Origin of the sequence: Sellimonas intestinalis, from assembly GCF_001280875.1 — a bacterium.
GTDB lineage: Bacteria > Bacillota > Clostridia > Lachnospirales > Lachnospiraceae > Sellimonas > Sellimonas intestinalis.
The window spans coordinates 800,628-820,668 of the sequence record NZ_LGAJ01000003.1 but is presented as its reverse complement, the minus strand read 5'-3'; the positions used below and the strand labels follow the sequence as shown (position 1 = coordinate 820,668).

General features: G+C 45.7%; 17 protein-coding genes and 1 tRNA gene. All 18 read left to right on the top strand.

All coding sequences use genetic code 11. The features are described 5' to 3' along the window. Window positions 1–178: 178 nt before the first annotated feature. The 18 genes from AOA56_RS04935 to polA all read left to right on the top strand — a co-directional run bounded on the left by AOA56_RS04935 (window position 179) and on the right by polA (window position 20,030). Window positions 179–1,051 carry a rhomboid family intramembrane serine protease gene (locus AOA56_RS04935; RefSeq protein ID WP_024732389.1) on the top strand — a complete coding sequence of 291 codons (873 nt, stop codon included), beginning with the start codon at window positions 179–181 and terminating at the stop codon, window positions 1,049–1,051. A gap of 41 nt (window positions 1,052–1,092) precedes the next feature. Continuing rightward, complete coding sequence (gene pyk, locus AOA56_RS04930; protein WP_048621651.1) at window positions 1,093–2,535, top strand: pyruvate kinase; 1,443 nt, start codon at window positions 1,093–1,095, stop codon at window positions 2,533–2,535. 104 nt (window positions 2,536–2,639) lie between these two features. Further along, window positions 2,640–3,353, top strand: coding sequence for a TrmB family transcriptional regulator (locus AOA56_RS04925; RefSeq protein WP_024732390.1), 714 nt, complete (start codon window positions 2,640–2,642; stop codon window positions 3,351–3,353). Continuing rightward, window positions 3,353–4,645 carry a diaminopimelate decarboxylase gene (locus tag AOA56_RS04920; protein ID WP_024732391.1) on the top strand — a complete coding sequence of 431 codons (1,293 nt, stop codon included), beginning with the start codon at window positions 3,353–3,355 and terminating at the stop codon, window positions 4,643–4,645. The genes AOA56_RS04925 and AOA56_RS04920 overlap by 1 nt, the downstream gene beginning before the upstream one ends. 72 nt (window positions 4,646–4,717) lie before the next feature. After that, window positions 4,718–4,803: transfer RNA gene (locus tag AOA56_RS04915), tRNA-Leu, on the top strand. A gap of 259 nt (window positions 4,804–5,062) precedes the next feature. Continuing rightward, complete coding sequence (locus AOA56_RS16495) at window positions 5,063–5,185, top strand: hypothetical protein (RefSeq protein WP_270672083.1); 123 nt, start codon at window positions 5,063–5,065, stop codon at window positions 5,183–5,185. A gap of 38 nt (window positions 5,186–5,223) precedes the next feature. Further along, on the top strand, window positions 5,224–5,880 hold the full coding sequence (locus AOA56_RS04910; protein WP_024732392.1) for a hypothetical protein: 657 nt from the start codon (window positions 5,224–5,226) through the stop codon (window positions 5,878–5,880). Between the two features lie 244 nt (window positions 5,881–6,124). Beyond that, window positions 6,125–6,892 carry a hypothetical protein gene (locus AOA56_RS04905; RefSeq protein WP_053769072.1) on the top strand — a complete coding sequence of 256 codons (768 nt, stop codon included), beginning with the start codon at window positions 6,125–6,127 and terminating at the stop codon, window positions 6,890–6,892. 649 nt (window positions 6,893–7,541) lie between these two features. Further along, window positions 7,542–8,222, top strand: coding sequence for a GntR family transcriptional regulator (locus AOA56_RS04900; protein ID WP_024732394.1), 681 nt, complete (start codon window positions 7,542–7,544; stop codon window positions 8,220–8,222). A gap of 24 nt (window positions 8,223–8,246) precedes the next feature. Continuing rightward, window positions 8,247–9,182: an ABC transporter permease gene (locus tag AOA56_RS04895; RefSeq protein WP_024732395.1), complete on the top strand. Its 936-nt coding sequence runs from the start codon at window positions 8,247–8,249 to the stop codon at window positions 9,180–9,182. Window positions 9,183–9,199: 17 nt separating this feature from the next. Then, the gene (locus AOA56_RS04890) at window positions 9,200–10,150 is read left to right on the top strand and encodes an ABC transporter permease (protein ID WP_330376398.1); all 951 of its coding nucleotides are present in this window, start codon (window positions 9,200–9,202) and stop codon (window positions 10,148–10,150) included. A gap of 11 nt (window positions 10,151–10,161) precedes the next feature. Further along, complete coding sequence (locus AOA56_RS04885; protein ID WP_024732396.1) at window positions 10,162–11,196, top strand: ABC transporter ATP-binding protein; 1,035 nt, start codon at window positions 10,162–10,164, stop codon at window positions 11,194–11,196. Further along, the gene (locus AOA56_RS04880; protein ID WP_024732397.1) at window positions 11,196–12,164 is read left to right on the top strand and encodes an ABC transporter ATP-binding protein; all 969 of its coding nucleotides are present in this window, start codon (window positions 11,196–11,198) and stop codon (window positions 12,162–12,164) included. Before AOA56_RS04885 ends, AOA56_RS04880 begins: the two co-directional genes overlap by 1 nt. 109 nt (window positions 12,165–12,273) lie before the next feature. Continuing rightward, window positions 12,274–13,968, top strand: coding sequence for a peptide ABC transporter substrate-binding protein (locus AOA56_RS04875; protein ID WP_053769071.1), 1,695 nt, complete (start codon window positions 12,274–12,276; stop codon window positions 13,966–13,968). A 72-nt stretch (window positions 13,969–14,040) separates the two neighbouring features. After that, the gene (locus AOA56_RS04870; RefSeq protein WP_024732400.1) at window positions 14,041–15,159 is read left to right on the top strand and encodes an amidohydrolase family protein; all 1,119 of its coding nucleotides are present in this window, start codon (window positions 14,041–14,043) and stop codon (window positions 15,157–15,159) included. Beyond that, window positions 15,159–16,325: an amidohydrolase family protein gene (locus AOA56_RS04865; protein ID WP_053769070.1), complete on the top strand. Its 1,167-nt coding sequence runs from the start codon at window positions 15,159–15,161 to the stop codon at window positions 16,323–16,325. Before AOA56_RS04870 ends, AOA56_RS04865 begins: the two co-directional genes overlap by 1 nt. A gap of 438 nt (window positions 16,326–16,763) precedes the next feature. Next, window positions 16,764–17,321 carry a manganese efflux pump MntP gene (locus AOA56_RS04855; protein WP_024732402.1) on the top strand — a complete coding sequence of 186 codons (558 nt, stop codon included), beginning with the start codon at window positions 16,764–16,766 and terminating at the stop codon, window positions 17,319–17,321. A gap of 66 nt (window positions 17,322–17,387) precedes the next feature. Next, the gene (gene polA, locus AOA56_RS04850; RefSeq protein WP_053769068.1) at window positions 17,388–20,030 is read left to right on the top strand and encodes a DNA polymerase I; all 2,643 of its coding nucleotides are present in this window, start codon (window positions 17,388–17,390) and stop codon (window positions 20,028–20,030) included. Window positions 20,031–20,041: the final 11 nt, after the last annotated feature.

Sequence of the window (20,041 nt, the reverse complement as noted above, 5' to 3'; positions counted from 1 at the left end):
TGTATTTCTTCTTATGATTAATATATTTTTGCAACATCGATTATTATACGACAAAAAGAAGCAAGATACAATAAAATCTTCCTAAGGAAAAATGAATTTCTTGTAAAGTCTTCTGAGCTGATTGACAAAAAAACATTCAGAAGCTACAATGAGAATCGAGTATGAAAGGAGAGAAAAAATGAATTGGATTTCACGTTTAGAGCGTAGATTCGGCAGATTCGCAATCCCTAATCTGATGTATGTGATCATCATTTTGTATGCGGTCGGCTTTTTGCTGAACATTCTCAATCCCTATTTTTATATCCAGTATTTGTCATTGAATGTTTCGGAGATTCTGCATGGACAGATTTGGAGGATTGTTACCTTTTTGATCCAGCCGCCGTCGGACAATGCGATATTTTTGCTGATTGCACTTTACTTTTACTATATGATCGGGAACGCACTGGAGCAGACGTGGGGATCGTTCCGCTTTAACCTGTATTTTTTTACGGGTGTGCTGTTTCACGTGATTGCGGCATTCCTTATTTATCTGTTTACAGGACAGGTTTATCTGCTAGGGACGACGTATCTGAACCTGTCTTTGTTTTTTGCTTTTGCAGCGGTTTATCCGGATATGGAGTTCCTTTTGTTTTATCTTATTCCGGTGAAGGCAAAGTGGCTGGCATGGTTTGATGGGGTATTCTTCGTCTGGACCGTTGTTCAGGCGTTTCTCCCGTCATACGGGGGAACATATTCCAGCTACCGGGCGAGCGCTTTTGCGGCGGTTGTATCGCTTCTGAATTTTTTGATTTTCTATTTTTCGACGAGAAATTACGCAAAGATTTCTCCGAAGCAGCAGAAGAGAAGGCGGGAGTTCAAAAAGCAGATGCAAAGAAGAGAGCCAAATCACTACAGTGCACAGCCGGACGGACGGGTGCCGAGACACCGTTGTGCTGTATGCGGCAGGACCGAGCTGGATCACCCGGAACTGGAATTCAGATATTGTTCCAAATGCAACGGAAACTATGAGTATTGTCAGGATCACCTATTTACACACGAACATGTAAAATAGAAACACGCAGCTGAGTTTACGACCAGAAAGGAATGGAAGAGATGAAGAAGACGAAGATTGTATGTACCATGGGGCCAAATGCCAACGACGAGGGGCTGATGCGGAATCTCGTGAAAAACGGGATGAATATCGCCAGATTCAACTTTTCACACGGAGATTATGAGGAACATAAGTATCGCATGGATATGCTGAAGAAGATCCGGGAGGAGGAAAAGATTCCGGTTGCGATTCTTCTGGATACAAAGGGACCGGAGATCCGCACCGGTGTATTAAAAGACGGTAAGAAAGTCATGCTGGAAGCAGGGCAAGAGTTTACCCTGACGTCTGAGGAAATCATAGGGGATCAGAAACGGGTTTCTATCACATATAAGGGTCTGACAGAAGATGTCATGCCGGGACGTAAGATTCTGATTGATGATGGATTGATCGAACTGGAAGTTCTGAGAATTGAGAACCATGATATTGTCTGCCGGATCATCAATGGCGGAGAGCTCGGTGAAAAGAAGGGGATCAATGTGCCGAATGTACCGGTACGTCTTCCCGCGATTACAGATAAGGATCGAGAAGATATCAAGTTCGGCGTCACTCAGGGGATTGACTTCATTGCAGCATCCTTTGTGCGGAATGCAGAGTGTATCATTGAGATCCGAAGCTGGTTAAGAGAATGTAATGCTCCGTACATCCCGATCATTGCCAAGATCGAAAACGCGGAGGGAATCCGTAACATTGATGAGATTATCCGAAGCGCAGATGGTATTATGGTAGCAAGAGGAGATATGGGCGTGGAGATTCCTGCTCAGGAAGTGCCGTATATTCAGAAAGAAATCATAAAGAAATGTAACGATAACTTTAAGCCGGTCATCACAGCAACGCAGATGCTGGATTCCATGATTCGTAATCCGCGTCCGACTCGTGCGGAGGTAACGGACGTAGCCAATGCGGTTTATGACGGGACAGACGCTGTTATGCTTTCCGGAGAGACGGCACAGGGAAAATATCCATTGGAGGCACTTCAGATGATGGTGCAGATTGTGGAGAATACAGAAAGCCATCTGGATTATGAAGTCCTTCTGAAAAAAGCGCAGCAGCATAGAAAACAGAGTATTTCCAGTGCGATTGGGTTTTCCACTGTGGCAACGGCGGACAATCTGAATGCAAAGTGTATTGTAGCCCCAACGATGTCTGGAGCGACAGCAAAAGTTGTATCCAAGTTTAAACCAAGGGCGGACGTGATTGGCGTCAGTCCGGATGAGTCGACGCTCCGCAGGATGCAGATTTATTGGGGAGTACGGCCGCTGAAATCGATTCCCCTTCGTTCTACGGAAGACGTTTGTGAGAATGCCCTGGAGATGGTGAAGGCGAAGCAGTTCGTAGAGCCAGGAGATGTTGTTGTTTTGACAGCAGGACTTCCGGCGCCAATGGGAACTTATTCCTACTCCGGTAACGGTGGGAGCAATATGATGCGGATTGCGGTAATTGAATAAGAAACTGAATCAGGACGGATCGGACAGATCCGTCCTGATTTATACTTGACTTTCTAAGGAGAACCGACTATAGTAGTACTATAAAGAGCTACTAAGGAGAGAAAATGGGCAAAGAACAATTTAAGGAACATTTGATGAAATTTGATTTGACAAGACAGGAAGCCGCAGTCTATGAGAGTCTTCTGGAGAATGGAAAGCTGACCGGATATGAGGCCGCCAAGCTGACCGGGATTTCCCGTTCGAATGTCTATGTGGCGCTTGCGTCCCTGTGTGAAAAGGGAGCGGCCTATCTGGAGGCGAGTGAGAATGGAAAGCGTTATCTTTCTGTGCCGGTACAGGAGTTTTGCGAGGACAAGATTGACCAGTTGAAAAAAGAAGAGGACTGGCTTGTAATGCATGCACCGGTTCGGAAAGAAGAAGAGGAAGGTTATATTACGATTTCCGGGCAGGAGACCATTGAGGCGAAAGCAAGAGCTCTTCTGAAACGGGCAAAAGAGAGGGTGTATCTGTCTTCTGGACAGGCTTTTCTGGAGGCAGTTCTGCCGGAGCTTACCGAGTTTGCCGGAGATGGAAAAAAGGTCGTCATTATTACGGACTGGGAAGCGTATGTCGGCCCTGGGAAGGTATATTACACTGCGGACAGGAAAGGACAGATGGGAATGATTGTAGATTCCTCCTTTATTCTGAGCGGCGAATATAGAAATCAGGATCGCAATACCTGTCTGTATACAAGCCAGCGCAACTTTGTGGAGATCTTTAAAGAGGCGATGGCGAACGAGATAAAAGTAATTGAGCTTACGAAAGGAGAAACCAACTGATGGAAAAGAAACCATTTGTTTCCAAGGAAAAACTGGAAGAGATCATAAAGGAGTTCCCGACGCCATTTCATCTGTACGATGAGAAAGGGATTCGTAAGAATGCAAAAGCACTGAAAGAAGCGTTTGCATGGAACCCAGGCTATAAAGAATATTTCGCGGTGAAAGCGACGCCGAATCCGTTTCTCATTCAGATTCTTAAGGAGTACGGCTGCGGCTGCGACTGTTCTTCCTTTACGGAATTAATGCTTTCTGACGCGATCGGTATGAAAGGAGAGGATATTATGTTTTCCTCTAACGACACGCCGGCAGAAGAGTTCCGTCTTGCAGACCGTCTGGGAGCAATTATCAACCTGGATGATATTACCCATATTGAATTTTTGGAGAAAGCCATCGGCCATATTCCGGAGACGATCAGTTGTCGTTACAATCCGGGCGGAGTGTTCAAGATTACCAATGATATTATGGATCATCCGGGAGACGCCAAATACGGGATGACAACGGAGCAGATCACGGACGCTTTCCGTATTCTGAAGGAAAAAGGAGCAAAAGAGTTTGGAATTCATGCATTTCTGGCAAGCAATACCGTGACGAACGAATACTATCCGATGTTGGCAGAAGTCCTTTTTCAGACAGCGGTCCGTTTAAAGGAAGAGACCGGAGTGCATATCAAGTTCATCAATCTGTCCGGTGGAATCGGAATTCCTTACCACCCGGATCAGGAGCCAAATGATATCCGTGTGATTGGGGAAGGCGTAAGAAAAGCATACGAATCCATCCTTGTTCCGGCCGGAATGGGAGATGTGGCGATTTACACCGAGCTTGGAAGATTCATGCTTGCACCGTACGGATGTCTGGTGACAAAAGCGATCCATGAAAAGCATACCCATAAGGAGTACATTGGTGTAGATTCCTGTGCGGTCAATCTGATGCGTCCGGCCATGTATGGTGCTTATCATCATATCACTGTGATGGGAAAAGAGCACGCTCCGTGCGATCATAAATATGACATTACAGGTTCCCTTTGCGAAAACAATGACAAGTTTGCAATCGATCGGATGCTTCCACAGATTGATATGGGAGACCTGCTCGTGATCCATGATACCGGAGCTCATGGATACTCCATGGGTTACAACTATAATGGCAAGTTGAAATCCGCTGAAGTTCTGCTAAAAGAAGATGGAAGTGCCAAGCTGATCCGCCGTGCGGAGACGCCGGCAGACTACTTTGCGACGTTTGACTGCTTTGATATTGGAAAAGAGCTGATCGCAGAGTCAAATAAAATTTGGAAATAAATGTGAAAATAATTTCTTGCAATCAAAGAAAAGTTATGCTATAATAATTTTCGGCTTCAATAGCCGAGAAAAGCCGGCGTGTCGGAATGGCAGACGAGGCAGACTCAAAATCTGTTGTGGGCAACCACGTGCGGGTTCAAGTCCCGCCGCCGGCACCAGATAATGATAATCCGAACCCGGTTCCAATCGGGGCGGCTTCGGATTTTTAGTATATTTTGAGTGCTAAAGCAAAAACGGTGGTATCGTGAGTGATACCGCCGTTTTTGTCATAATGACTTTGACGACGGTCAGAAAGGCGTTTTTTGGTTCTGGGAGAGTAATACCATATACCACGGAATCTTGTAAGAATTGCATTTTGATAATTGCGTTTTTGCAATTATTCTGTATAATGGAGATATGCGAAGAAAGTGCGTGTCTATGAGTTTATCAGGAACATCCGGACAGTACAGGAGAAGCAACGGAAGCTTCACACCCTTGATTGTGACGGCGTCGGCTACGGAAGGGATTGGAAAGGTCATGCCATTGGATGAGGAAAAGTGAGCGGCAAGAAATGGTAACCTGGATTTGGAGGATTGATTGTGAATAAAGAATGGTCGGAACTTAACAAAACAATGCAAACACAAATTAGGAAGAATGATACCTATGAGGCGGGTATCGATACTCTATTTGAACTGCGGAATCGGTTAATGAAAATCTTAACCGTATTCTATAGCGAATTAAATAGAGAAGAATTTAATGCCATCCCTTTTCTAAATGCAGACGGTTATCATAGCAAAACCATTGCATATTCAATCTGGCATATATTTCGTATCGAAGATATAGTTGCGCATATCTTGATAAACGAAGACGAACAGGTGTTTTGCACAGGGGGTTATCAGGAGAGAATCAATTCACCCATAATAACAACAGGCAATGAACTTGAAAAACAGCAGATTGCGGATTTTTCAATGCAGCTTAATTTGAAAGAGCTTTATTCATATATTTTTGAGGTAAAAGCAAGTACTGAAAGGATACTCAAAAGCCTGTCTTATGACGAAATGAAAAAGAAGGTATCGAAAGAAAGAAAAGAATACTTAAAATCGCTAAATGTCGTAAGCAATCATGAAAATGCGATTTGGCTGATTGATTATTGGTGCAATAAAGATATACGAGGACTGATCCAGATGCCGTTTTCAAGACATTGGATTATGCACATAGAAGCAAGTTTACGTATAAGGAATAAAATACATTTATAAATCTTTGGAGTGTAGGTACATGAAAATGAAAGAAAATATTGTAGCTAAGCTGATATGGAAAGATGATAGATGCGCCTGCACACTTGCCGATAAAATGATATATTCGCTCTTTTTTCGGTGCGGACGTTCATAAAAGAAAAGAGACAAAACAGCGGAACCTTATTCATCTTGAGGATTTCGCTGTTTTTGTATATTAAGGGGAAGGTACAATGATCGATAACAAGATTTCAGGAGGGTGAGACTTTTGAACAGAAAATATGTCAAAGAAGCGATAGGCTGCATGATGATATCAGTGGTAATTGTTTTACTACTGCTGGGAATGGTTGCTGTATTTGAATATCTGGAAATCCATGTTCCGGGCAGCAGGGAAATGTGGATCGGGCTCATTGGAGCAGTACTTGGGGGCGCGTTTACTCTGATAGGAGTCCTCATTACGCTTTATCATCAGAAAGAGAGCAATGAGGAGAACAGACGTCTGGAATATATGCCGATTTTAGGATTTGAAGTTATTATGAGTGAGACAGATCCAGAGCTCATTTTGACAATCACAGAAGAAGGGGTGATAACGAGTGGTTTTTTCTGCCTGAAACAGAAAATTTGCTCGCAGATTGAGATAAAAACAATCAATCATAATTGTGTTTTTGATTTTCAGATTGAGGGATGTGCAGTCAACGGGAAAAAGATTGCTTCTGGAAGTGCTTTTTATCCGGCAAAAAGACGTCTGACAGATAAAGAAGCTACCAGCATTGTGTTTGATTATGATATTAATACAAATGTTTTTTGTCTGCTTAGAATCTCATATAAGGATGTATTTGGTGCTTCCTATTATCAGGACCTGCCATTTACCTATGCTGAGACGATCTATGATGGTGAAGACAGGGTAAGGCAGATTGTAGAGCTTAGGGATGTAAAGGCTCCGACACTCCAGAAGGATGCGAAAGATCTGGAAGAAGCTGTAAAAGACTATCTCGATTACAAGGTATTTTGTGAAGCATCTTCGTATATATCCTGATGAGCGAGAAGATTAGCCAGCATATCACTCAGGACAACAAGATCGGCGGCCAGCATGGTAAGTTCCTGCTCTGACAGACACTCTGAAAGTTTGCAGGCGATAGTAGAAAGATAGAACAGATTGGAACATTGTTTCATAGTATAACCCTTGAACACGATTTTGTGATTATAATATACGGAAAGAGAGCCAAACGTGACAGAAGGCTCTCTATTTTTTGTGGTTATTAGATCTAAAATCATGGAACTGTAATCTTAAAAAGGGAACAGGAGAGGTCTCTCCCTTCCGCCCCTGTAGTATATTATTTGTTTATAAAGTCCTTTTGATTTTATCCTTCAAAAAAGTAATTCTTTTTATATCTCATAAAATACTTAAAAAGATATTTTGATATTCGTTATAGAAAATAATTTCTTTTGCAGTACAGTGACACACTGTATTGTTGTCATTGATATTTATTCATCTATTGATATAATTGCATAAATTAAAAACTTAGTTTTGAAGAATAATTGTATTTGTTGCACAAAAATCAAGTAAAAAATTTGTCAATTATTCTGCGGAAAAGGTAACTGTCAACAGTTGACTTTTAAACACGGGGGGGGGGGTATAATGAGCATAAGGATTTTCACAAAGTAAAGTGAAAAAGGAGAGCACTATGACAAAAACACCCATATCAAGAAAAACATTAAGAGAGCAGGTAGCCGAGATTTTAAGGAAAAAGATTCTGAATGGAGATATTCAGTCTGGGGAACGGATTGTAGAGGCTGATCTGGCAAGGGAGCTTCAGATGAGCCGGGGGCCGGTTCGGGAGGCGCTACGTCAAATCGAGGAAGAGGGTTTGGTTGTCTACGAGCCTCACAAGGGCTGTGTCGTCAAGACGATGACGTATGATGAGATGCAGGAAGCTTATCTGATACGATCCACACTGGAAATCCTGGCAGTCCGTATGTGTTCCGGAAAGCTTTCAAAAGAGCTTGATACCAAAATGGAGCAGAATCTGGTTGAAATCGGGAAAGCGGCGGATGCCAGGGATCTTTACCAGGTAATCGAACTGGATGAACAGTTTCATTCTTACGTGGTGATGGCATCCCACAGTGAAAAGCTCTACAAGGTTTGGAAGTCGCTGGAAAGTGGGAATACAGCAGCATACTACACCATGAGATCGGAATCATTGATGCCATATGAATATATTCAACAAAACCACCAGAAGATTTTGGATGCGTTCCGGGCCAAGTCTGTGGAGGAGATCTGTGAAAAGATCCGCCGGCATTATATGATCGTGCCGGAGACGCTGTTCCAGGAGCTTCAGAAGAAAAGACAGTCAGAGGCAAGCTGACGGGAAAAGAAGGGAGAGAAAAAGATGCTGAAATTTATTGGAAAACGACTGGCGTACGCAATTCTTACATTATTTTTGATTGCGACCGCTACATTCTTTCTTGTGGCAGGGGCACCGGGAGATCCGATTGCGGCAAAGGTCGGACAGATGCCGGAGCAGGCGCAGGAAATTATTGAGAAGAAATATGGGCTGGATAAGCCGGTATTTCAGCGTTACACAACCTATATGAAGAATCTGATTACTACTGGAGATTTTGGAGAGTCCATCGTCTATACAGGAAAGTCCGCCAATGATGTGATCAAAGAAAATACGTGGACGTCCGCCAAGATCGGTCTTCTGGCCATCTTGTTTCAGGTAACAATCGGTGTGGCTCTTGGAATGATAGCGGCACTGAACCGGGGGAAGCCGGTCGATCATGTGATTCGGGTACTGGTCGTACTCGCGATCTGTGTCCCGAGCTTCGTATTTGCCGCCGTGCTTCAGTATTTCCTGGCATTTAAGTGGAAACTTGTTCCGGTATTTGGCTGGGGACAGTTAAAACATTACATCCTTCCGGTTGCGGCCTATGCGATCGGCGGAATCGCTTCTTATACGAAGTACACGAGAAGCAGCATGATTTCTGTGATTGGAGAGGATTATATTGTCACCGCACAGGCGAAAGGCTGCAAGAGAAAACGGATCGTCAAAAAGCATGTTCTGAGGAATTCGATGATTCCAATCATTACTATGATCGGGCCTGCGATTTCCGGAGTGTTTGCCGGTTCTTTTATTCTCGAAAAAATGTTTTCCATCCCGGGACTTGGCTTTTATTATGTAAAAGCCGTATCCGACAATGATTACACCATGATTATCGGGCTTACCATCTTTTTTGCAATCCTGTTTGTAGGAGCGCTGATTGTGGTAGATATTCTATATGGTATCGCGGATCCTAGAATTCGTGTGGCAAAAGGCAAGAAATAGAAAATGAGGTGATCATTATGGAAATGAAAGAAAAGAGAAATAGCGAGATGTCCGTTGGGGATACGGAGGACTTGTTTAAAAGAATCGGAACAGAAGGACTCTCGGGGGAGGAGATCGGAGCGAAATCGCTTACATACTGGGCGGATGTCTGGAGAAGATTTCGTGCAAATAAGCTGGCGATTTTTGGTTTGATACTTCTTACCTTGATTGTGCTGCTGCTGTTTGTTGGCCCGGTGATTTCCGGAAAAGATTATCAATACATCAATGCGGCTTTGAAAAATCAAGGCCCGAATTCGGAATACTGGTTCGGAACAGATGATATGGGACGAGACCTTTTCACACGTGTCTGTGTCGGCGGACGGATTTCGATTTATATTGGTCTGTGCTGTACAGCGGTCATGTTTGTGATCGGAGCTTTAGCCGGGGCTTTGGCAGGATTGAAAGGGGGTCTTGTGGATGATATTATCATGCGTATCTGTGAGCTGATCGGAAACCTTCCATATCTGATTATTGTCACGATCCTTTCGATGGTGATGGGAAGAAGTTTGTTTTCTCTTGTATTTGCCATGAGCCTTACGGCATGGGTCGGCACAGCCCGAATGGTAAGAGGGCAGATTCTTCAGATCAAAGAACAGGACTATGTGCAGGCAGCAAGAGCGCTTGGCGCTTCCACGGGAAGAATCATTATCAAGCATCTGTTACCAAATACACTTGGAATTATCATGGTAGACATTACGATGTCAATTCCAGGATTTGTATTCAGTGAAGCGTTTTTAAGTTATATCGGTCTTGGAGTCAGACCTCCGGAGACGAGTTGGGGAGCTTTGGCGTCCGCAGGACAGCAGCAGTTGATGTTTTATCCCCACCAGTTATTCTTCCCATGTCTTCTGATTGTCCTGACCATGTTGTCGTTTCATCTGATTGGAGACGGACTTTCTGACGCATTGGATCCGAAACTGAGAAAATAGGAGGCATCGTGATGAGTGAAAATATATTGGAAGTAAAAAATTTGCATGTTTCCTTTAAAACCTATGCCGGGATATCACATGCAGTAAGAGGAGTGGATTTCAGTCTGAGAAAGGGAGAGACACTTGCGATTGTAGGGGAATCCGGATGCGGAAAGACTGTCACGTCCAAAGCGATTATGGGGCTTTTGCCTGCTCAGAATACCATGATTGATAAAAGTAATGGAGCACAGATTCTCTTTCAGGGAGACAATCTGCTGGACTATACGGAAAATCAGATGACAGAGATCAGGGGAAGTAAAATTTCTATGATTTTTCAGGATCCGATGACATCGTTGAATCCAACAATGAGAATCGGGGAGCAGATTGCGGAAAGTATTTTGATCCATACTCAGACATCAAAGGAGCATGCCATGAAAGAGGCAGAGAGAATGTTGGAGTTGGTAAAGATTCCGAATGCACCAAAGAGAATGAGACAGTATCCGTTTGAGTTTTCCGGAGGAATGAGGCAAAGAGCCATGATTGCGGTTGCTCTTGCATGTAAGCCGGAAATTCTGATTGCGGATGAGCCTACGACAGCGCTGGATGTTACTATCCAGGCACAGATTATGGAGCTGATCGGAAGTCTTCAGAAAGAATTAGATATGGCAGTCATTCTTGTAACACATGATCTTGGCGTAGTGGCTAGTGTGGCAGATTATATTCAGGTTATGTATGCGGGCAAGATTGTGGAAAGGGGTACGGTGGACGAAATTTTCTACCACTTTACTCATCCATATACAAGGGCGCTTTTGAATTCTGTTCCGAAAATTCATACGAATAATAAAGAAACTTTGTATTCTCTGAAGGGGACCCCTCCGGATCTGATCAATCCTCCAAAAGGATGCTCTTTTGCACCACGTTGCGAATATGGCATGAAAATCTGTAGGATGCAGTATCCTGAGGAGACGAAATTCAGTCATTCTCAGAAATGTTCCTGCTGGCTTCATCATCCAAAGGCGGATGTCAGCGGACTTCCGGAAAATATGGTCAGAAGGGGGAATCAGTAATGAATGAGAAAGAGGTTCTGATTGAAGTCAAAGACTTAAGGAAATATTTTCAGGTAGGACGCCATCAGGTATTAAAAGCCGTGGACGGGGTCAGCTTCAAGATTTACAAAGGCGAGACGCTGGGACTTGTCGGGGAGTCCGGCTGTGGGAAGACGACATGCGGCAAAACCGTGATGGGACTTTATGACGCAACCGGGGGAGAAGTGATTTTTGACGGAGTCGAGATTCATAGTCTTCATAAAAAAGAGAAAAAGGAATTCACAAAAAGAGCGCAGATTATTTTCCAGGATCCGTATTCTTCGCTGAATCCAAGAATGACAGTGGGGGATATTATTGGGGAAGGAATTGATATCCATAAGCTGTATACAGGGAAAGAGCGGCAGGAGAAAATCTACGAACTGCTGGAACTGGTGGGCTTGAACAGGGAACATGCCCTACGTTTCCCGCACGAATTTTCGGGAGGTCAAAGGCAGAGGATCGGAATTGCAAGAGCGCTCGCCATTGAACCGGAATTCATTGTCTGTGACGAGCCGATTTCCGCTTTGGATGTATCGATCCAGGCACAGATTGTGAATCTGCTGATCGAGCTGCAAAAGAAAAGGAATCTGACCTACCTCTTTATTGCCCATGACCTTTCCATGGTCAAACATATCTCAGACCGGGTGGGAGTGATGTATCTTGGAAACATGGTGGAATTCGCGTCCAGTGATGAGCTGTATAGCAAGCCTCTGCATCCTTATACAAAGGCTCTGATGTCGGCCATCCCGATCCCAGATCCGAAAGAAGAGAAGAAGAAAACAAGGATTCCCATCGAAGGTGAGATCCCAAGTCCGGTGAATCCAAAGCCGGGATGCCGGTTTGCGGCACGGTGTAAATATGCGACGGAACTTTGCCGCAGCGAGACGCCGAAACTGGAGGAGATGGAAGAAGGACATTATGTGGCCTGCCACCGGGTAAAGGAGATCTGATAAGAGAGGAGATCTTATGTGACGAGCATTAGAAGCGCAAGTTTATGATTCCAAATCCGAAGCTGTACGGATTTAGGATAATAAAATTTTTCAATAAAGGAGGAATATTATGAAACTGAGGAAAAAAGTGCTGGCGGGACTTCTTGCTGCTGCCATGACAGCAGGGCTTCTTGCGGGGTGCGGGGGCGAAGAAAAATCAGGCGGCGGAGGTGGTGGATCTGCCGAGCAGGTGCTGAATATTTCTACTAACAGTGTGGTAGTCGGCTTAAATCCGCTGGTCAACACAACGGGACCGGACAATAAAGCGCACAATATGATTTATGATCCGCTTGTACGGGATCGTTCGGCAAAGGACAATACGGATGAGATCGTGCCGGCAGCCGCTGAAAGCTGGGACGTGAGTGAGGACGGGCTGACGTACACCTTTCATATGAATCCGGACGCGAAGTGGAGCGATGGATCGAAGGTGACGGCAAACGATTTTGAGTTTACGTTCAAGAAGATGGCCGATCCGAATACGGCCGCGACAAATGCATGGCTGTTTGATGGGGTTATTGAGAATTTCTCTGAGGCGTTGTATAATAACGGAAAGACGCCGGACGAAATCGGCGTCGCAGCGACAGATGAGAATACACTGGAAATCCAACTGGTGCATCCGGCTTCCTATTTCCTGGAGCTGGTAGCGGGTTCCGTTTATCCGGTCAATGAGGCAAAGTATGAAGAGTTCGGTTCCGATTACGGCACAGCTCCGGACAAAACTGTCTACAATGGACCTCTGAAAGTGACAAGTTGGAATCAGAACACGGAAATGAATCTGGAGCAGAATGATCAGTACTGGGGAAAAGACGATATGAAGCTTCAAAAAGTCAATCTTCGGATTATTCAGGATCCTTCCACCGCTGTCCAGGCATTTATTAATGGTGAACTGGATGTAGTGAGCACCTCTGATACGAACTGGGGCAAGACAATTTCAGCGGCAGGCGATTCCGAAGAGATCACAGTTCCGACAAACGCACCGGAATTTTTCATGTTCAACCTGAAAAATGAATACCTGAGTAATACAAAAATCCGTCAGGCGCTTTCCATTGCTTTTGACAGACAGGAGATGGTGGATGCTCTGCGTGATGGAAAATCTGAACCGATCTATTCTCTGATGCCGGATACAATGAAAGTAGGGGAAAAGACATATACGGAGCTGGTAGATGGAAAGAACCATTTTGTTTCCGAGATGCAGGAGCAGTATCCGGATCCGAAGGTGCTTCTCCAGGAGGGATTGCAAGAGCTTGGAAAAAGCACAGACCCGTCTCAGGTAACGATTCGCTATGCAAGCCGTGGAACAGATGAACTGTCTAAGAAAATCGGGGAGTGGATGAAGCAGACATGGGAAGAAAATCTTGGTATCAATGTACAGATTGATATGATGGAATGGAACATTATGTGGGACAAGATTGATGCAGGGGATTACGATATTGCCCAAGGCGGATGGGGACCGTATTACAATGAGCCGAGTGCATTTCTTCAGCTTTTTGATCCAGATAATGGTTATTTCAACTCTGCAAAAACAGGATGGACAAATGAAGAGTCCAAACAGTATAAAGAACTGCTTGAAAAAGCTAAAAATATCGTAGACGACAAAGAAAAGGCAGAGATTTATCTGGAGGCGGAAAATCTGGTTGTCGGAAATGCATTGATTGCGCCGACTTACCTGGAGGCATCACCGACCTATGTGAAAAACTATGTGAAAAACTATTTTGTAACGACAAATGGAACAGTGGATTTTTCACAGGTATCGATTGAAAAGTAGAGAACAGACAGATCAGAAGGCCAATCACAAGCGGGTGGTTGGCCTTTTTCAAAAGAGAAGGAGGGAAAGCAGATGTACCTGATTAAGAACGGTGTTGTCCATGTGGGGGACGGCACGATTCTGAAGGACTGCGATATTTTAACAAAAGGATCAACGATCCAAAAGATTGGCCAGGGACTTGATTGTCCCGAGGCTGAGGTGGTCGATGCGTCGGGCTGCGAGGTATTTCCTGGATTTATCGATCCACATTCGATGATTGGAGCGCTTGGAATTCCATCCAGAAGTCTGGATAACCAGGAAAAATCCGATCCTATCACACCAGAGCTGAATGTCAAGTACTCCGTAGATCCTGACGAACTAAACGGACAGGAATTTTATAAAAGCGGAATCACCACGGTCGGACTGGCTCCGGGGAATACTAATATCATGGGCGGACAGATTGTGGTGGTGAAAACTGCGCCTATGAAAATGAGCAGGCGTATAGTGAAAGAAAAAGCGGCATTAAAATGCAGCGTTACGGCGTCGGTCAAATCGGTTTATGGGAAGCAAAACAAGATGCCGATGACAAGGATGGGATCGTTCTGGATGCTTGAGGAGGCAATCCGAAAATCAGAAAAAAGCGGCGGAGGTACAGAAAATCAAGAGAGAGATCGGGTGATCCAGGACGTCTTTGACAAAAAAAAGATGCCAGTCTTTGCGGCGGCAGAGCGGATCGGGGAGATCGCAGGTCTACATCATTTGATGGAAGAAAAGCAGGTGCCATTCGTCCTGGTGGACGGGTATGAGTTTGGAGATGTCATAGAAGATATGAAGCGTCAGCATACGGGACTAATCCTTGGCAATGTAAACGATGGATCCAGGATTGCAAAGCATGGAATGGATCTTGGTAAAATAAAGGAATTGGCAGAAAACGGAAACAAGATAGCTTTTACCAATTCCAGCAGTGGCTCTTCCGAAGGAAGAGAAGTGTTCCTCTGGACAGCCATTGAGGTATTCCGTGCCGGCGTGGATGCAGAAGAAGTGGTAAAGATGATGACGATACATCCGGCCGCCATGCTTGGCGTGGGAGACAGAATTGGAGCGCTGCGGGAAGGAATGGACGCCGATCTTTCTATCTATACGGGACATCCGGTGAAAACATATGCGGCCAGAGTCAAACACAGTATCATCAACGGGGAGGTGGTCTTCTGATGGAACACATATTGATTCAAAACGGGACATTATATACGATGGAAGAGGGAACAGAACCATTTCAGGGAGATCTGCTTGTCGCAGAAGGAAAAATCAAAAGCATCGCAAAAGAGATTTGTCCGGCAACACTGCCGTCTGATACGAAAGTGGTGGATGCGTCCGGAATGAACATCTTTCCGGGACTGATTGACGCACATTCCCATATCGGACTCTTTGATTTTAACGGTGAGAATTCGGTCGACGACGCTAACGAAATGACGGGGCCTGTCACTTTGTCCGTGGACGCCAGATACGGTGTCAACCCCAAGGCAAAAGAATTCCGGGTGGCATATGAGTACGGCATTACAACCATGCTTCTGACACCGGGAAGCGGCAATGTATTCTGTGGTCTGCCGTTTGCCCTGAAAACATATGGTGACAATGTATTTGACATGTCTATCAAAGCGCCATGTGCGGTGAAGATTGCTCTTGGGGGGAATCCGAAAGGGACCTACGGGGATCGAAACCAGCTTCCGATGACGAGGATGGGCGTGGCAAAGGTGCTCTGGGAAACCTTTGGAAAGGCAAAAGCCTATCAGGAAGCAAAAGAAAAAGGAGAAGCCTTGGAGTATGACCCGGATATGGAGGCGATGCTTTTGGCACTTCGTGGAGAGATCCCGTGCAAGATCCACTGTACTCAGTATGATATGCTGACAGCGATCGAAGTGGCGAAGGCCTTTGGGGTACGTTTTTCTCTGGAACATGCATGGGGCGCCACAGATTATATGGATGAGATTGTAGAGAGTGGGTGCGACATCTGTTATGGGCCGATCGGGACATACCGCTGCGTGGGAGAACGAAGGAAGGTAGATATTGAGGCGGTAAAGACATTGGACGAGCGAGGGGTTACGGTAGCGCTGATTACGGATTCTCCGATTCTCAGCGAAGAGTCTTTGTATCACCACATCGGAGAGGCTGTTCGGGAGGGGGTACCGTGGATGCGGGCTCTTCGAATGGTAACGGTGAATCCGTCGAAGATTCTCGGAGTGGAAGAGCGGATCGGCACTCTTACAGAGGGAAAAGACGCAGATTTAATTCTGGTGAAAGGACGGCTGGGATTGGATACAGATGCAAAAGTACTTTGTACGATGATAAACGGGCAGATTGTATATCAGAGCACACGTTAAAGAGGATCGGGAATGAGCAGGTGCTGATCCCGGATCCATCTATCACCACCGGAAAGACCATCTTAATGCCAGAGAATATACTATGGCGGCAAGGCATGCGGCATGGAGAGGACAAAATCTCCAGCCGCTTTTCTCGTTTTATAGGAAACTGCGTTATCAGAAAGGATTACAAAAAACAGTTGAAAGAACGGGCAATGTCGGTTATAATACAATCTGGCGGAAACGCCGGCACAAAGAAAAATGGAAACATAAGGGAGTAGTTGGCACTTTTACAGTGTGACAAAGTCAACATATTGGAGAGATCCTGGCTTTGTATGAAACAGCGAGACTTATCTGTATCAGACGATGATATGGGTAGGACTCGATTTTTTTTGCCCTTTTGTAAACAGGTTGTGCGTATTCAAAGGAAGAAAAGAAGAAGCAGGAGGAAACTGAACAATGGGATTTTTAGAGCTGTTCTTTATCGCAGTGGGTCTTGCCATGGATGCCTTTGCGGTGTCGATCTGTAAAGGACTGTCCGTAGGTGTGGCAAAGCCAAAATACGTGTTGTGCGTAGGACTTTATTTTGGAGGATTTCAGGCGCTGATGCCGACGATAGGCTACTTTGTAGGAGTCAATTTCCGGGGAGCCATCGAGAGTGTGGATCACTGGATTGCGTTTATTTTGTTGGCTATCATCGGAGGAAATATGATCCGGGAGTCCAGAGGAGAAGAAGAATGTGTGGGAGCCCGTTTTGATGTAAAAGAGATGACGGCGCTTGCGGTTGCCACCAGCATCGATGCATTGGCAGTTGGTGTAACATTCGCTTTTCTGGACGTTAGTATCGCTCCGGCAGCGGCGTTTATCGGCTGCCTGACGTTTGCGATTTCGGCGGCAGGACTGAAAATCGGTACGGTTTTTGGAACAAAGTATAGAAACAAAGCAGAGTGTTTTGGGGGAATTGTCCTGATTCTGATCGGTCTGAAAATCCTCTTTGAGCATCTTGGAATATTTTAGCGTTGTAAAAGTGGACAAAACGAAGTAAAATAAAAGAAGTATTTTAACAAAGAACGGAGTTTGGCGATGAGTGAAAAACAGTTTCAGGATCAGAAAATCGTTCTGATTGACGGACACAGTATTTTGAACCGGGCGTTTTACGGTCTTCCGGACCTGACGAATGCGGAAGGACTTCACACCAATGCGGTGTATGGATTTTTGAATATTCTTTTTAAAATACTGGATGAGGAAAAGCCGGAATTTTTGACCGTTGCGTTTGACGTCCACGCACCGACGTTTCGGCATGAGATGTACGAAGAATATAAGGGCACCAGAAAGCCGATGGCTGAGGAACTGCGTGAACAGGTTCCCCTGATGAAAGATGTTTTAAAGGCCATGGGTATCCGTCTGATTGAGAAGGCGGGACTGGAAGCGGACGATCTGATCGGGACGCTTTCGAGGCGCTGTGAGGAGGCGGGGATGGATGTGGTTGTCCTTTCCGGAGACCGGGATCTCTTACAGCTTGCTACAAAGAAGGTCAAGATCCGGATTCCCAAGACGAAAGGCGGCAGGACCGAAGTAGAGGACTATCTGGCGGCGGACGTCAAGGAGAAGTACCAGGTGACTCCGCAGGAATTTATTGACGTCAAAGCGTTGATGGGTGATACTTCCGACAATATTCCGGGGGTGCCAAGTATCGGAGAGAAGACGGCGACGAAAATCATTGTGGAATACCAAACGATTGAAAATGCGTATGCCCATGTAGAGGAAATCAAGCCTCCAAGGGCGTCCAAAGCCCTGAAGGAACATTATGATATGGCGCGGATGAGTAAAGAACTGGCCACCATCAACGTCCATGCGGATTTCCCTTATGAGGTGGAGGAGGGACGGATCGGGAATCTCTTTACGAAAGAGGCGTACGAGTGGTTTCAGAGACTTCAGTTTAAAAATCTGCTCGGAAAGTTTGAGATTCAGGCGCCGGCCAATGCCATTGAAGATAGATTCCGGACGGTGACAGATCCGGCAGAGGCCCAGGCAGTGCTGGGGCGTGCCGCGTCCGCAAAGACAGTGGGTATCGCTCTGGAGAAAAACAGGGAGAATATGCTTCCACTCTTTTCCATGGGAAGTGAAATTACCGGCGCGGCATTCGCTTTTTCCCATGACGGCAAGGAAGAGGTCGTCTCTATTTTGGTAGGAGGCACATTGACAGCGGAAGCGCTGCTGAAGCAGATTTCCGCACTTACGGAGAGCAGGGCAGAAATTTCCATGTTCGATGTGAAGCAGGATATGAAAAACTTCCGGGTGTGCAGACCGGAGAATGTCTTTGACGTTCATGTGGCGGCATATCTGCTAAATCCGCTGAAAAGCTCTTATGAGCCGAATGATGTCGCCAGAGAATATCTGGATCTGACGATTGACGGGAAACTCTCTGAGGAGAAGAAGCGTTGTTATGAGGCGTACACCATGTACCAGGGAGCGGCCATCCTCCGGGAGAAGCTGCAAGAGAGCGGTATGGAGGCGCTTTTTGATGAAATTGAGATGCCGCTTGTCTTTGCCTTGTTTGATATGGAGCAGGCAGGTGTGAAAGTGGAGGCCCGAGAGCTGAAAGCCTATGGAGAGGAGCTTGGTGTCCAGATTGAAAAGCTGGAAACGGAGATTTTTGAGCTGGCGGGGGAGGAATTCAATATCAATTCCCCGAAACAGCTTGGAGTTGTGCTCTTTGAGCATTTACAGCTTCCGCATGGGAAGAAGACTAAGACCGGATATTCCACGGCGGCGGACATTCTGGAGAAGCTGGCGCCGGATTATCCGATCGTTTCCAAGATTCTGGAATACCGTCAGATTGCAAAGTTAAAATCTACCTACGCGGACGGGCTGGCGCATTTTATTCAGGATGACAATCGGATTTACGGCACCTTTCATCAGACTGTGACAGCTACGGGGCGAATCAGCAGTACCGAGCCGAACCTCCAGAATATCCCGATCCGGATGGAGTTGGGACGGCAGATCCGGAAAGTATTTGTGCCTAAGGAGGGTTTTCAATTTGTGGATGCGGATTATTCTCAGATTGAACTTCGGATTCTGGCACACTGTTCAGACGACGAGGCGCTGATCCAGGCATACCGGGAGGCAAAAGATATTCACCGCACGACCGCGTCCCAGGTGTTCCACACCCCTTTCGAGGAGGTGACGGATCTTCAGAGGAGAAACGCCAAGGCAGTCAACTTCGGCATTGTCTACGGAATCAGTTCCTTTGGACTTAGCCAGGATTTAAGTATTACGAGAAAAGAGGCGGCAGAGTATATCGACCGTTATTTTGAGACTTATCCGGGTGTGAAAAAATATCTGGACGGCGAGGTGGCATTTGCCAAAGAACACGGCTATGTGACGACGATGTTCGGGCGCAGACGTCCAGTTCCTGAGCTTTCTTCCAGCAATTTCATGCAGAGAAGTTTCGGAGAACGGGTGGCGATGAATTCCCCGATCCAGGGAGCGGCGGCAGATATTATGAAGATCGCCATGATTCGGGTCAACAGACGGCTCAAGGAGGAAAATCTGGAATCGAGAATCGTTATCCAGGTACACGATGAGCTTTTAGTGGAGGCGAAGAACGAGGAAGTTGAGCAGGTCAAAGCGATTCTCAAAGAAGAGATGGAGCATGCCGCCAGTCTGAAAGTCCCGCTGATTGCTGACATGAGCGTAGGTTCCAACTGGTATGAGGCAAAATAGGTTATAGATGG